The sequence below is a fragment of the Streptomyces sp. NPDC001604 genome (assembly GCF_042893475.1).
Classification (GTDB): Bacteria; Actinomycetota; Actinomycetes; order Streptomycetales; family Streptomycetaceae; genus Streptomyces.
Genome location: NZ_JBIAUY010000002.1, coordinates 804,212 through 817,877, shown reverse-complemented (window position 1 = coordinate 817,877; position 13,666 = coordinate 804,212). Strand labels below are relative to the sequence as shown.

Here is a 13,666-nt window from a genome sequence, read left to right as displayed (position 1 = left end):
GCGCCTTGACACGAAGTGGTCACGGGTGGTCGGACTGCTGGTCCGGAGGCACTCCCCCGCCCTTGCCGCCGCCCTTCTTGCCCTTGTCCGTGCCGTGGGCGTGACCGCCGCCCTTCGACTGGTCCTGCCGTGCCTTCAGCTCGCCGCTGCGCTGCGGTGTGGCAGCGCCCTTGGCGCTGCGGCGCTGCTCCGGTTGCTGTGGGTTGGACATGCTCGGACACCTGCCCGAGTCGGAATCGGTTGGACCCGGCGAGTTCCCCGTGAGGCCCATGCGAAGCACGGCGGGCGTGGCAGCCCTCGCGCCGCCCGGGGCGTGGGTAGCGTCGGCACGCAGAGGAGTCGCTGGTTTCCCGCCGGTCGGGGCGGGCACTCGCGAGGCGCTTCTCGCTCTCGGCACGGCTGAGGAGAACAATGACCGAAGCGTCGCAACGCCTCGAGGAAGGCGCGGGGCGTGCGTCTCGCGGCGCCGCCGTCCCGCTGGGGCGAACGCTGCTCGCCTGGGCCTCGACGACCGACCACAAGGTGATCGGCCGGCTGTACATGGTGACCTCGTTCTGCTTCTTCCTCCTCGCCGGCCTGCTCGCGCTCGGCATGCGTGCCGAACTGGCCCGCCCTGGGCTGCAGTTCATGAACGAGCACACCTACAACCAGCTGTTCACCATTCACGGCACGATCATGATGCTGCTGTTCGCCACCCCGATGTTCGCCGGGTTCGCGAACGCCGTGATGCCCTTGCAGATCGGCGCCCCCGACGTGGCGTTCCCCCGGCTCAACGCGCTGTCGTACTGGATGTATCTGTTCGGCGGTCTGATGGTGGTGTCGGGGTTCGTGGTGCCGGGCGGCGCCGCCGCCTTCGGCTGGTTCGCGTACGCGCCGCTCAACAGCTCGTACTTCTCGCCCGGCGCGGGCGGCGACCTGTGGGCCATGGGACTGGTGGTCACCGGGGTGTCGACCACGCTGGGCGCGGTCAACTTCATCACCACGATCCTGTGTCTGCGCGCCCCCGGCATGACGATGTTCCGGATGCCGATGTTCACCTGGAACGTGCTGTTCACGTCGATCCTGGTGCTGCCCGCGTTCCCGGTGCTCACGGCCGCGCTGCTGGCCCTGGAGTGCGACCGGAAGTTCGGCTCGCACGTCTTCGACGCCACCAACGGCGGCGCCCTGCTGTGGCAGCACCTGTTCTGGTTCTTCGGGCATCCCGAGGTCTACATCGTCGCGCTGCCCTTCTTCGGGATCATCTCGGAGATCATCCCGGTGTTCTCGCGCAAGCCGCTCTTCGGCTATCTGCCGATGATCGGGGCGACGACCACCATCACCATGTTGTCGGCGGTGGTGTGGGCGCACCACATGTTCGCCACCGGCGCCGTGCTGCTGCCGTTCTTCTCCATCATGTCGTTCCTGATCGCGGTGCCCACGGGCATCAAGTTCTTCGCCTGGATCGGGACGATGGTGCACGGCTCGGTGTCCTTCGAGACGCCGATGCTGTGGTCGCTCGGATTCCTGGTGTCGTTCCTTCTGGGCGGGCTCAGCGGGGTGCTGCTGGCCTCGCCGCCGCTCGACTTCCACGTCACCGACTCGTACTTCGTGGTGGCCCATCTGCACTACGTGCTCTTCGGCACTGTGGTCTTCGCGATGTTCGCGGGCTTCTACTTCTGGTGGCCGAAGATGACCGGGAAGATGCTCGACGAGCGCCTGGGCAAGGTGCACTTCTGGCTGCTGTTCCCGGCGTTCCAGCTGACGTTCCTCGTGCAGCACTGGCTGGGCGAGTCGGGCATGCCGCGCCGGTACGCCGACTATCTGCCCTCCGACGGGTTCACCCTGCTCAACACCCTGTCGTCGACGGGCGCGTTCCTGCTCGGTGTGTCCACGCTGCCGTTCCTCTACAACGTGTGGCACACCTCCCGGCACGGGCGGACCGTCGAGGAGGACGACCCCTGGGGCTACGGGCGCGGCCTGGAGTGGGCCACCTCCTGTCCGCCGCCCCGGCACAACTTCACGGCGCTGCCCCGGGTGCGCTCGGAGTCCCCGGCCTTCGACCTGCACCACCCCGATGTCGTCCAGCAGACGAGGCAGGAGGGACTGCGGTGAAGGTGGAGGCCGTGCTCTTCGGTGTCGTGGCCGCCTTCTTCTGCGGCTCGGCGGCGCTCTACGGCGTGTGGTCCCACTGGGACCCGGCCGGCACCGCGGCGCTCGTCGTGGCGTTCGCGATGGCCGGGCTGGTGTCGTTCTTCTGCGCCGTGCAGTACGCCCGGCACGGCCGCCGCCCCCAGGACCGCGGGGACGCCGAGGTGGCCGACGCCGCCGGGCCGCTGGAGTTCTTCCCGCCGCACAGCCCCTGGCCGATCGTCACCGCGTTCGGTTTCGCGGTGACGGCGACCGGCGTGGTCTACGGCCTGTGGCTGTTCCTCATCGGCTTCGGCGTGCTGGGCCGGGGTGTTCTCGGCCTGGTGTTCCAGTACGTGGACCGGGGTGCCGGTCCACAGGACTGAGCGGGACGCGCGGGGCGCCGGGCCGGAAGTCGGTGACGGGGCGGTGGCCGCTCTCGTAGCCCCCAGCCACGCTCTGCCGCACCTCGCCGGTCTCCTCGCCCTCGGCGAGACGTTCGCGTTCCGCCTCCAGGAGGGCGTGGCACAGCGCGCGGGTGACCACGAAGGCGAGCACCGGGCCCACGATCAGAGCGATGCGCAGGATCCAGGTGAGGGCGTTGACCGAGATGCGGAAGGTCGCCGCCAGCACGTCGTTGCCGCCGGCCAGCAGCAGGACGCCGTAGAAGGTGATGCCCGCGACGCCGAGGCCGGTGCGGACGGGTCGTTCGCGGGGCCGGTCGCACAGGTGCTGTTCGGTGAGCCACTCGCCGGTCAGCCGCTGCTCCACGAAGGGGTAGGCGTACAGGAGCACGAAGAGCAGTGCGGGCAGGACGACCGCCGGCAGCAGGACGTTCCACATCAGCGTGTGCCCGGCGAGGGTCGTCTCCCACGGCGGTACGAGCCGCAGCGCGCCCTCCAGGAAGCCGACGTACCAGTCGGGCTGGGACCCGGTGGACACCTGGTCCGGCTGGTAGGGGCCGTACACCCAGACCGGGTTGATCTGCGCGACGCCGGAGAGGACGGCCAGCACCCCGAACACCGTCAGGGACAGGCCGGCGGAGGAGGCGGTGAAGCTTGGGTAGAGGGGCCTTCCGACGGAGTTCGCGTTGGTGCGGCCCGGGCCGCGCCACTGGGTGTGCTTGAGGTGGAAGACGAGGATCAGATGCAGGGTGACCAGGGCGATCAGCGCTCCCGGCAGCAGCAGGACGTGCAGGCTGTACAGCCGCGGAATGACGTCGTGGCCCGGGTACTGGGCTCCGAAGACGAAGAACGCGATGTACGTCCCCACCACCGGGATGGAGAGCATGATCCCCTCGGCGATGCGCAGTCCGGTGCCCGAGAGCAGGTCGTCCGGCAGCGAGTAGCCGGCGAAGCCCTCGGCCAGGGCCAGCATGAACAGGGTGACGCCGATGACCCAGTTCAGCTCCCGCGGCCTGCGGAAGGCCCCGGTGAAGAAGATCCGCAGCAGATGGAGGCCGATCGCGGAGACGAACACCAGGGCGGCCCAGTGGTGCAGCTGACGGATCAGCAGCCCGCCCCGCACGTCGAAGCTGATGTGCAGCGTGGAGTCGAAGGCCTGCGACATGCGCACGCCCCGCAGCGGGGTGTACGGCCCGTCGTAGACGACCTCCCGCATCTCCGGCTTGAAGAAGAGGGTCAGCCACACGCCGGTCAGCACCAGGACGAGCAGGCTGTAGAGCGCCAACTCGCCGAGCAGGAACGACCAGTGGTCGGGGAACGCCTTGCGCAACAGCTTGCCGCCCCCGTCGTACACGGGCAGCCGGGCGTCCACCGCGTCCGCCAGCCGCTCCCCGGGGTGGGACGGGCGGGCCGGTCCTGACGCGGTCACGACGGGCCCATGGCACGGCCGACGGCTTCCTCGTACGGCACCCACCTCACGGCCGCTCTCCCTTCGACACCGCCTGCTCCCGGCATCTCTTGCCCGGAGCGCAAGCGGCGAGTACCCCTCGGTCACGAAACACTCGTGCGCCGGAGGTGTCGCACCCGATCGGCTGAGCTCACGCCCCCAGCGCGCGGGCGAGCATGCTCGGGCGGCACCGGCAGGCTCAGACAGGCGTACGTGTCCGGGTTACGGGCGAGGACCCGCAGGTCGGGGGAGAGCCAGCAGCAGCGCTGCACGATCTACTGACACTTCGCGCACCACACCGTCGTACGGCCTCCCAGACGGGAGCGGCGCAGCGGCTCGCCGCAGCGGGGGCAGTGCGGGGACGGGGTGTCGCGGTGGCCGGTGAGCCAGGAGTCGCGGGGCGGGACGCGGCCGGTGGGGACCGCTGAGCGCAGGGTGCTGCGCATCTGCGTGTAGAGGCGGCGGCGGTCGTCCTCGGTGAGGTCGTTCGCGTGGGCGCCGGGACGCACTCTCGCCCGCCAGAGGATCTCGTCGGCCAGCAGGTTGCCCAGGCCCGCGACGACGGACTGATCGGTGAGGACCGTCTTGATCGTGCCGCGGCGGGCGCGGAGCGCGGCCTCGAACGGCTCGCGTTCCATGGCCAGCGCGTCCGGGCCCTGGCGGGCCAGCAGCCGTTCGACGGCGGATTCGTCCTCGGCCAGCCACAGGCCCTGGAGCTTGCGCTGGTCGCGGTAGCGGAGCTGGCGGTCGGCGCCCACGGTGAACAGGACGCGGTCGTGGGGCGCGGCCTCCTCGTCGGGGCGGGCGCAGACCAGCAGGCCGGTCATGCCGAAGTGGAGCGCGACGGTGGGGCCGCCGGTGCGGGCGAGCAGCCACTTTCCGTGGCGCTCCGCCCCGGTGAAGCGCCGGCCCTCCAGCGCCTCCCGCAGCCGCCGCTCGCCCACCCCGTGCAGCACGCCCGCGTCACGGACGTCGACGTGCCGGATCACCCGCCCCTTCGCGCAGTCCACGAAGACGTGCCGGAACCCCTCGACGTCCGGCAGCTCGGGCATGACGGCTCACCTCGCTCCGGGAGGCTCCGGCGACTCGGCTACCGGGTACCCACCTGTGGCTCCCGCACCACCACGGCCTCCCCGGCCGCCACCGTCACCCTCCCGCCGGCCACCGGCTTCCCGGACAGCAGCTCGGTCGCCCCCGGGGAGACGGCGACCTCCGCGTCCTGGTCCGTGTGGTTGATCAGGAAGAGGTAGTCGGCCTCGGTGCCGCGCCGCAGGGCCACCTCCACGCCCGCCGGGGCGGAGCGCACCGGCTCGACCCCGGCCTCGGCGCGGATGCGCTCCAGGAGGCCGGACAGGGCCTCCGGCTCCGGATGGGTGGCCACGTACCAGGCCGCGCCCGTGCCGTACGGGTTGCGGGTCACCGCCGGCACCCCGGCGAGCGGTCCGTCCGTGTACGACGTCACCGCCTCGGCGCCCTCCAGCCGTACCCGCTCCGACCAGAGCGTGCCCGTGGTGCCGTCGCTCAGGGCCACCGTCTGCCCGGGCAGCAGCGGGAACAGCTCGTCCGTGCGGATGCCGAGGGCCTCGCGGAACGCGCCCGGGTAACCGCCGAGCCGCACATGGCAGTTGGCGTCGACCATCCCGCTGTGGAAGCCGACCACCAGAGTGCCGCCGCGCTCGGCGAACCCGGTGAGGTTGGCCGCGCCCGCGTCGTCGATCAGGTACAGCGAAGGGGCCAGGACCAGGCGGTACGCCGACAGGTCCGCGTCCGGGCGTACGAAGTCCACCGCCACGCCGGACCGCCACAGGGGCTCGTACCAGGCGCGGACCAGGTCCTGGAAGTGCAGCTCGCCGCTGGGCTGCGAGGGCAGTTCCATGGCCCAACGGGCGCTCCAGTCCCAGACGACGGCGACCTCGGCGGTGCCGGTGGCGCCCCGCACCTCCGCCAACGCCCGCAGGTCCGCACCCAGTTGCACCACGTCCCGCCAGATCTGGCTGTCGGTGCCGGCGTGCGGCAGCATCGCCGAGTGCCACTGCTCGGCGCCCGCCTTCGCCGCCCGCCACTGGAAGTAGGCGATGCCGTCGGCGCCGCGCGCCACATGGGCGAGGGCGTTGCGGCGCAACTCCCCCGCCGTCTTGGCCCGGTTGACCGGCTGCCAGTTCACCGCGCCCGTGGAGTGCTCCATCAGCAGCCAGGGGCCGCCCGCGAGCGAGCGGACCAGGTCGCCGCTGAGGGCGATGTCGATCTGCGACTCGGGGTCGGTGGACTGGAGGTAGTGGTCGTTGGAGACGATGTCCAGCTCGGGTGCCCAGCGCCAGTAGTCCAGGGCGTCGAAGTTGAACATCACCATGAAGTTGGTGGTGGCGGGGGTCTCCGGCGCGGCCTCCCGCAGGACGTCACGCTCTGCCTCGTACAGCGAGAGCAGGGCGTCGCTGCAGAAGCGGCGCCAGTCCAGCTGGTGGGTGGGGTTGGGGACCGCGCCGGTGGCGCGCGGCGGCAGGATCTGGTCCCAGTCGTAGTACCACTGGCTCCAGAAGGTGGTGCCCCAGGCGTGGTTGAGGGCGTCCAGGCTCGCGTACCTGTCCTGCAGCCACTCGCGGAAGGCCTCCGCGCTGGTGTCGCAGTAGCACTCGGCGTTGTGGCAGCCGTACTCGTTGTGGACGTGCCACATCACCACGGCGGGGTGGTCGGCGTAGCGGCGGGCCAGTTCGCCGACGATCCGCAGGGCCGCCTCGCGGTAGGCCGGGCTGGACGGGCAGAACGTCTGGCGGCTGCCGTACGACAGCCTGCGGCCGTCCTTGTCCAGCGGCAGCGCTTCCGGGTGCTTCACGAAGAACCAGGCCGGCGGGGCCGCCGTCGGGGTCGCCAGGTCGGCGGCGATGCCGTGGGCGTGCAGCAGGTCGAGGATGCGGTCGAGGCGCGAGAAGTCGTAGGTGCCCTCGGAGGGTTCCAGCAGCGCCCAGGAGAAGATGTTGACGCTGACCATGGTGACCCCGGCCTCGGCCATCAGCCGCATGTCCTCGGCCCAGACCTCCTCGGGCCACTGCTCGGGGTTGTAGTCGCCGCCGTAGGCGATGCCCGGCACGTTCAGGGCGCGGGTCATGCCTGGCCTCCCGAGAGCAGCCGGCGGGTGGTGGCCACGCCCCACTCGTCCAGAGACAGCAGGCGGTCGCTGGAGGCCATCAGGCCGCCGGTCGCCTCCACATGTGCCGCCCAGCGCTCGCGCGTCTCCACGGCCGGGCGGGCCATCAGGCAGTCGGGGTCGTTGACCCAGAGGCGGCCGTGCTGCCACTGGCGTCCGGCGCCGGTGAACTCGGCCGGGTCCTGGCCCGGTTGGCTGAAGTCGTCGGCCTCGGGGCGGCGGTGCGGGGCCGTGTCCGGGCTCACCCGCATCGCGTCGAACAGGCCGGTCGACGGCAGGATCGGGGCGCCGCAGCCGAGCAGGTACGCGTCCGGGCCGATCGCCCTACGGATCAGCTCGATGCCCTCGCGGTACGCGGTGAGGGCGTCGACGTCCTGGTGCCGTACGCCGTCCAGCGCGCCCGCGTACAGGAAGTCGACCTTGAAGTAGTCGTAGCCCTCGCTGCGGAGGGTGCGGAAGACCTCGGTGAGATACGCCGCCGCCTCGGGGTGGGTGGTGTCCAGGACGCGCAGGTCGTGGCCCCAGTTGTGGCCGGCGTGGGTGAAGCCGCCGGTGGTGTCGCGGACCAGCCAGTCCGGGTGCTCGGTGGCCAGGTCGCTTGCCGGGTCGACCAGGAAGGGGGCCGTCCAGATGCCGGCCCGGCGGCCGCGGGCCCGGATGGCGTCCGCGATGCCCTGGCGGGAGCGGAAGCGGCCGGAGAGGGTGAGCCAGTCGCCGAGGGCCTTCTGGTAGCCGTCGTCGATCTGGACCACGTCGATCGGCAGGTCGAGGGTGTCCATCGCACGGAGGTTCTCGTGGATGTCGTCCTCGGTGACGTTCGTGAAGTACTCGTACCAGGAGCACCAGACGGTCGGCGCCGGGCGCGGCGGCTCGACGCCGAGGCCCTCGGCCCAACTGCCCAGCACCGCCTGGATGTTCACCCCCGTCCACTCCTTCACCGCGCCGTCGGCGGTGACCTCCGCGATGCCGTCCGTCACGGTCAGACGGATGGACGGCACCTCGCCGGTGGGATCAACGGCCGCCCACAGACGGGCCGGGGAGCCGTCACCGGGGTCGAGCGCCAGCAGGCCCTCGCCCTGAAAGGTGCCCTCGGGGACGGTCACGCCGGGGCGGTAGCAGACCGTCGCCCAGTTGTCGTTGGTCGGGCGGTACGGCTTGTCGCCGAGGGCGTAGGCGCCGCTGGGGCTCCAGGACTGCCAGCCCTCCTCGTGGACCCGGGCGTTGGCCGGGTCCACGGGGACGGAGGCGACGGCGGTGAAGTGGTGCTGCACGGAGGTCTCTTTCAAGAGGGAGGGCGTCAGCCCTTGTTGGCGCCCAGGGTCAGTCCGCTGACGAACTGGCGCTGCAGCACGAAGTACACGATCAGGGTGGGGATCGCGGTGAGCAGGGCGCCCGCGGCGACCAGGTTGGGGTCGGTGAAGTACTGCCCGGAGAGGTTGTTCAACGCGCTGGTGATCGGCATGTTCTCGCCGGTGGAGATCAGCACGATCGCCCAGAAGAAATCGTTGTAGATCCAGATCGAGAGCAGGGTGGCCAGGGCGGCCATCGCGGGCTTGCACAGCGGCAGCACGATCTGCCAGTACATCCGCCACACCGACGCCCCGTCGACCAGGGCGGCCTCGGTCAGCTCGTGCGGCAGCATCCGCATGTAGTTGCTGAGCACGAAGGCGCAGAACCCGGACTGGAACGCCACGTGGATGAGGACCAGGCCGAGCGCTGAGTCGTACAGCTTGCCGCTGACGGTGATGCCGGGCAGGTCGATCAGCAGGTACATCCGGTACAGCGGGGTGATGATGACCTGCTGCGGCAGCAGGTTGCCCGCGGTGAACACCAGCAGCAGGAAGATGTTCAGCCGGAAGTCGAAGCGGGAGACGTAGAACGCCACCATCGACGACAGCAGCAGCGTGATCAGCACGGCCGGGACCGCGATGATCAGCGTGTTGCCGAAGTAGTGCAGCATGTCCGACTGCTGGAACGCGTTGGTGAAGTTCTCGAAGCTCAGCTTGTGCGGCCAGGACACGTAGCCGCGATTGCTGGTCTCCGAGTACGGCCGCAGGGCCGCGAAGACGGCCCACAGCAGCGGGGCCAGCCAGGCCAGCGCGGTGACGACCAGGAACGTGTGCAGCAGGATCCGGGCCGGGCGGACCGGCGTGCGCTTCAGCGGCGCCGCGGTGCTGACGGTGCTCATGCGCGCCGCTCCTTCCGGAAGGTCGCGATCAGGTACGGGATGATGACCGCGAGGGAGATCACCAGCAGGACGACGGCAATCGCGGAGCCGTAACCGATCCGGCTGGACTCACCGATGATGTTGTTGGTGATCAGGATCGACAGCAGCTCGGTGCCCTGGGCGCCCTTGTTGAACACGAAGACCAGGTCGAAGGCGCGCAGCGCCTCGATGATCGTGACGACCAGGACGACGGTGTTGGTGGGGCGCAGGGTGGGGAAGATGACGTTCTTGAACGTCTGCCACTCGTTGGCGCCGTCCAGCGAGGACGCCTCCCGCAGGGACGGGTCCACGCCCTTCAGGCCGGCCAGGTAGAGGATCATCATGTAGCCGGTGTGCCGCCAGGACGCGGCGATCAGCACCGCCCACAGGTTCAGGTGCGGGTTGCCGATCCAGTCGATGTAGTGGCCCGGCTTGTTCGCCCCGATCAGGCTGTTGATCAGCCCGGTGTCGGGGTTGTAGACCAGCTGCCACACGAACCCGGTCACCGCGAGCGACACGACGACGGGCAGGAAGAACGCCGTCTGGTACACCCGGGAGAAGCGGATCTTCTTGTCCAGCTGGACGGCCAGGAACAGGCCCATCGGGGTCGGGATCAGGATGAGCACCACGAACCAGATGATGTTGTGCTCGACGGCCGGCCAGAACTGCGGGTTGTCGGTGAACAACTGCTTGAAGTTGTCCAGCCCCACCCACTTGATCGAGTCGAAGCCGATGCCGTCCCAGGTGGTGAAGGCCAGCGCGATGGAGGCCAGCGCGGTGACCCAGACCAGGGCCACGTGCAGGACGGTGGGCACGCCGGCCATGAAGGCCAGCGTGATGCGGTCACGGCGGGTCAGCAGGCGCTTGTGGCCCTGCGGGACCCGCTTGTCGTGGACAGGCGCGGGCCCCGGAGACGGCACGGCCGCCTCCGGGGTCTTCGTGGTGGTTTCGGAGCTCATCAGGACGCGAAGATCGTCTTCTTCTGGCGCTCGATCGAGGACAGCAGGCTGTCGACGCCCTTGGGGTTCTGGAGGAACTTCTGCAGACCCGGCTGCATCACCGTGGAGGTGAAGTCCGGCCGCGAGTCACGGTCCATGAACTGGGTGAGGCTCTTGGCGTTGCTGATCATGTCGTACGCCTTCTTCTGCAGCGGCGTGTACGACGAGGTGTCGGCCTTGCTGGAGGCGGCCACCACGCTGGAGTCGGCCTTGAGGTAGATCTGCTCCGCCTCCGGCGTGCCCAGGAACTCCATCAACTTGGCGGCACCGGCGTGGTTCTTGGGCGCCTTGGAGACCATGAAGCCGTCGGTGGGTGCCTCCACGGTGTCCTGCCCGAACTGCGGGTTGATCTCCGGGAAGGCGAAGAAGTCCAGGTCGTCGAGGTCGGCCTTGTTGGTGAACTGCTGGGCCACGAAGGAACCGAGGACGTACATGCCCGCCTTCTTCGACACCAGGGTCTGGGCGGCGTCCTGCCAGGTGCGGCCCATGAAGCCGTCCTGGTGGTAGGGCAGCAGCTCGGACCAGTGGTCGAAGACCGCCTTGACCTTCGGGTCCGTCCACGCCTCCTTGCCCGCCATCAGCGACTTGTGGAAGTCGTAGCCGTTGAGCCGGAAGTTGATCTGGTCGAAGGTGCCCATCGCCGGCCAGGCGTCCTTGTCACCGAACGCGATCGGGACCAGGCCGTCCTTCTTCATCTGCTTGCACAGGGCCACCAGCTGGTCCCAGGTGGTGGGCACCTGGTAGCCGTGCTGCTTGAAGACGCTCTTGCGGTAGAAGAGAGCCCACGGGTACGTGTACAGCGGCACGAAGTAGTACTTGCCGTCCTCGCCCTTGGACAGCTGCTTCATCGCGTCGGGGAAGTTGCCGCCGATCTTCTGCCACACGTCGTCGATCGGGGTCGCGAGCTTCTTCGCCGCGAAGAACTGCATGCGGTAGCCCGCGAACCAGGTGAACACGTCGTCCGGCGTGGCCTGGAGGTAGGAGTTGATCTGCTCCTGGAAGGTGTTGTGGTCCTTCGTGTTCACGTCGACCTTGATGCCGGACTTCTTGGTGAAGGCGGCGTAGATCTCCGCGAAGGCCTTCTTGGGCACCGCGTCGGAGGAGTTGGAGCCGAGACTGACGGTCTTCGGGTCCGAGGAGGACCCGCTGCTGCCGCACGCGGACAGCAGGGGTATGCCCGCACCCGCGAGCAGGGCTGCGCCACCCATACCGCGCAGCAGGCTGCGACGGCTGGTCGCGGGAAGGGAGAGACCCGAGGGGGAGAGGTCCATGTGCGGCTCCTGGAGGCAGGGGTTCGGCCACAACTACGCCACGTCGAAAAAAAGTCGAAACCGACCATAAATCAACTCGACCGAACATCGTGGCGCTTATATCAGCCCTATGTCCGGTCATGCGTCAAGAGCCGCCGGGGACCTTTGTGGAAATGTGACCGACATGTTCGTGATCATTTCCGTGCGAGTGATCGAACGAACCAGCCCGGAGATGAGAGTAAATGCCCGATTCGCTCCGCGGCCAGGTCCTGCTAGGCGCCGATCCGGACCGACTTCGTCACACTGACCTGGTCGATCTCGGTCGTCCGGACCGTGACCTTCATGGTCCAGGTTCCGGCGAGGGGCACGGTGACCGAATTCGTCCCCCAGTAGCCGCCCTGATCGGTCAGCCTGGCGTCGAGCGGGCCGATCTTCTGCGCGGGCAGGCTGAGGGAGAGCCGCAGCTCGGGGACGGTGACGATGCCGCCGTCGGGTCCGAAGACGACCGCCTGCACGGTGTTGTCGCCGACGCGGCCGGGGTCGAGGGTGATCTGCACCTTGCCGCGGGCGCGGCCGACCTCGAACGGGATCGTCGTGACCGATGCGGCGGGCAGCCCGCCGGCCGTCGCGGGTGCCTCGGCCGCCTCGGCGGCCGCGCGGCCCGGCAGCGTGCCGCTGAGCACCGTCGTGAGCACCAGCACCACGACCCCGACGGCAACCTCGGCGAGCACGCTGCGGCGCAGATTGCGGCGGCTCGCGCCTCCGGCGGCCGGGGCGGCCGGTTCCTCCGCTGCGGTCGCGGGAGGCCCGCCCACGGGCTGCGGGACCCGTTCCCGTACGGCCGTCCCGGCCTCCGCCGTCACCAGTTGCGCGGTCCAGCGCCGTGACAGCCCCGCGGCCGCCACGAGGAGCACCACGGCGGCCAGCTTGACCATCAGCAGGCGGCCGTACGTCGTCCCGGTGAGCGCGCTCCAGGAGCCGAGGCCCCGCCAGGACTGGTAGACGCCGGTGACGACCAGGACGGTCACGGAGGCGAAGGCGATCCGGGAGAAGCGGGCCACGACGGCCGGGGGGAGTTCGGTGCGGTGGAGCAGGATCAGCAGCGCCGTGAGGCCGCCCAGCCAGACCGCCATGGCCAGCAGGTGCAGCACGGCGGAGGCCATCGCCAGCGGCACCTGGATGCCCGCCGAGGCGTGCTCGGAGGCGGCCCAGGTGAGCGCGAGGGCCACGCCGAGGGCACCACCGGCGGCGAGCAGTGGCCGCGGCCATGCGTCGCGTTTGCGGAGCCGTAGGGCGAACACGGCGGCGACCAGCAGCAGGGCGAGCCGGGCCAGCAGGGCGAGCCCCGGGCGGCCTGTGAGGGTGCGGGTGAAGGCGGCGGCGTCGAGGGCGGTCGCGGGGCCCGTGCCGGTCTCGTACGGGGCGCGCAGCACCAGCAGCGCCAGGGTGCTCCCCAGCAGGGTCCACCAGCCCACGAACAGGGGTTTGTGCAGCGGGCCGCGGTCCGTCGGGCGGCACAGGACGACGAAGGCGGCCGTGCCGATCAGCAGCGCCGCCGCCAGGTACGCCAGATAGCGGGCGATGTTGTAGAGACTGGCGGTCGCCGGGTTCTCGACCGGTCCGGTGTTCACGGTGGCGACCGTCGCGGAGGCTTTGCCGACCGAGAAGGTGAACGCGCCGCCCACCGGGTGGCTGTCCGCCGAGACGACCCGCCAGGCCACGACATAGGTGCCCTCGGCAAGCTTCTTCGGCAGGGACACGCTCGCCGTGTCGGAGCGGCCGCCGGCGTGCTGGGCCTCACCGATGTCCACACGCCGGTTGTCGGGGTCCAGGACGCGGAAGGAGTCGTCCAGCAGACCGACGGACTCGGTGAAGGTCAGGGTGATGGTGCGGGGGGCCGCCCTGAGGACGGTACCGTCCTCGGGGTCGGAGGACTTGAGCGCCGCGTGCGCCGACGCGGGCCCCGCACCCCCGAGGACGAGCAGGACCAGTACGGCACCGAGCAGCACCAGCCCTCGAACCCCCGGCCGCCCCCTGCGCTCACCGTCACACCCCACGCCACCCTCCGTCCCGGCCCGGACCGCCTCCCGCATAGGTACGGACACGAACCGCG

The 13,666-nt window shown here is 70.0% G+C and carries 11 protein-coding genes; 2 read left to right on the top strand and 9 right to left on the bottom strand.

All coding sequences use genetic code 11. The annotated features are described in order from the left end of the window. Positions 1-19: 19 nt before the first annotated feature. On the bottom strand, positions 20-211 hold the full coding sequence (locus ACFY1E_RS09100; protein ID WP_389073162.1) for a hypothetical protein: 192 nt from the start codon (positions 209-211) through the stop codon (positions 20-22). A gap of 200 nt (positions 212-411) precedes the next feature. Here ACFY1E_RS09100 and ctaD point away from each other — a divergent pair, with 200 nt between their 5' ends. Further along, positions 412-2,091: a cytochrome c oxidase subunit I gene (ctaD, locus tag ACFY1E_RS09095; protein WP_389073161.1), complete on the top strand. Its 1,680-nt coding sequence runs from the start codon at positions 412-414 to the stop codon at positions 2,089-2,091. After that, positions 2,088-2,492 (top strand): cytochrome c oxidase subunit 4, encoded by a 405-nt coding sequence (locus tag ACFY1E_RS09090; RefSeq protein WP_389073158.1) that lies wholly within the window; start codon positions 2,088-2,090, stop codon positions 2,490-2,492. The genes ctaD and ACFY1E_RS09090 overlap by 4 nt, the downstream gene beginning before the upstream one ends. Here ACFY1E_RS09090 and ACFY1E_RS09085 read toward each other — a convergent pair. The 8 genes from ACFY1E_RS09085 to ACFY1E_RS09050 form a co-directional block, all read right to left on the bottom strand. Further along, positions 2,410-3,939 (bottom strand): cytochrome bc complex cytochrome b subunit, encoded by a 1,530-nt coding sequence (locus ACFY1E_RS09085; RefSeq protein WP_389073156.1) that lies wholly within the window; start codon positions 3,937-3,939, stop codon positions 2,410-2,412. The two genes, ACFY1E_RS09090 and ACFY1E_RS09085, sit on opposite strands and share 83 nt — an antisense overlap. 293 nt (positions 3,940-4,232) lie before the next feature. Beyond that, a complete protein-coding gene (locus ACFY1E_RS09080) occupies positions 4,233-5,009 on the bottom strand; it encodes an Fpg/Nei family DNA glycosylase (protein WP_389073154.1) in 777 nt (258 codons plus the stop codon). A 38-nt stretch (positions 5,010-5,047) separates the two neighbouring features. Continuing rightward, complete coding sequence (locus tag ACFY1E_RS09075; protein WP_389073152.1) at positions 5,048-7,060, bottom strand: beta-galactosidase; 2,013 nt, start codon at positions 7,058-7,060, stop codon at positions 5,048-5,050. Beyond that, complete coding sequence (locus ACFY1E_RS09070) at positions 7,057-8,370, bottom strand: glycoside hydrolase family 36 protein (protein WP_389073150.1); 1,314 nt, start codon at positions 8,368-8,370, stop codon at positions 7,057-7,059. The genes ACFY1E_RS09075 and ACFY1E_RS09070 overlap by 4 nt, the downstream gene beginning before the upstream one ends. A 26-nt stretch (positions 8,371-8,396) precedes the next feature. Next, positions 8,397-9,287 (bottom strand): carbohydrate ABC transporter permease, encoded by an 891-nt coding sequence (locus ACFY1E_RS09065; RefSeq protein WP_389073148.1) that lies wholly within the window; start codon positions 9,285-9,287, stop codon positions 8,397-8,399. Continuing rightward, complete coding sequence (locus ACFY1E_RS09060) at positions 9,284-10,264, bottom strand: carbohydrate ABC transporter permease (protein ID WP_389073146.1); 981 nt, start codon at positions 10,262-10,264, stop codon at positions 9,284-9,286. Before ACFY1E_RS09060 ends, ACFY1E_RS09065 begins: the two co-directional genes overlap by 4 nt. Further along, entirely contained in the window at positions 10,264-11,574 is a 1,311-nt protein-coding gene (locus tag ACFY1E_RS09055; protein WP_389073144.1) for an ABC transporter substrate-binding protein, read from the bottom strand. The genes ACFY1E_RS09060 and ACFY1E_RS09055 overlap by 1 nt, the downstream gene beginning before the upstream one ends. A gap of 251 nt (positions 11,575-11,825) precedes the next feature. Further along, positions 11,826-13,562 carry a copper resistance CopC/CopD family protein gene (locus ACFY1E_RS09050; protein ID WP_389073378.1) on the bottom strand — a complete coding sequence of 579 codons (1,737 nt, stop codon included), beginning with the start codon at positions 13,560-13,562 and terminating at the stop codon, positions 11,826-11,828. Positions 13,563-13,666 lie beyond the last annotated feature (104 nt).

Excerpts from the sequence above, each read along its gene's own strand:
- ctaD (WP_389073161.1), top strand. The coding sequence starts at position 412 with ATGACCGAAGCGTCGCAACGCCTCGAGGAAGGCGCGGGGCGTGCGTCT.
- ACFY1E_RS09080 (WP_389073154.1), bottom strand. The coding sequence starts at position 5,009 with ATGCCCGAGCTGCCGGACGTCGAGGGGTTCCGGCACGTCTTCGTGGAC.
- ACFY1E_RS09100 (WP_389073162.1), bottom strand. The coding sequence starts at position 211 with ATGTCCAACCCACAGCAACCGGAGCAGCGCCGCAGCGCCAAGGGCGCT.
- ACFY1E_RS09060 (WP_389073146.1), bottom strand. The coding sequence starts at position 10,264 with ATGAGCTCCGAAACCACCACGAAGACCCCGGAGGCGGCCGTGCCGTCT.
- ACFY1E_RS09065 (WP_389073148.1), bottom strand. The coding sequence starts at position 9,287 with ATGAGCACCGTCAGCACCGCGGCGCCGCTGAAGCGCACGCCGGTCCGC.
- ACFY1E_RS09075 (WP_389073152.1), bottom strand. The coding sequence starts at position 7,060 with ATGACCCGCGCCCTGAACGTGCCGGGCATCGCCTACGGCGGCGACTAC.
- ACFY1E_RS09055 (WP_389073144.1), bottom strand. The coding sequence starts at position 11,574 with ATGGACCTCTCCCCCTCGGGTCTCTCCCTTCCCGCGACCAGCCGTCGC.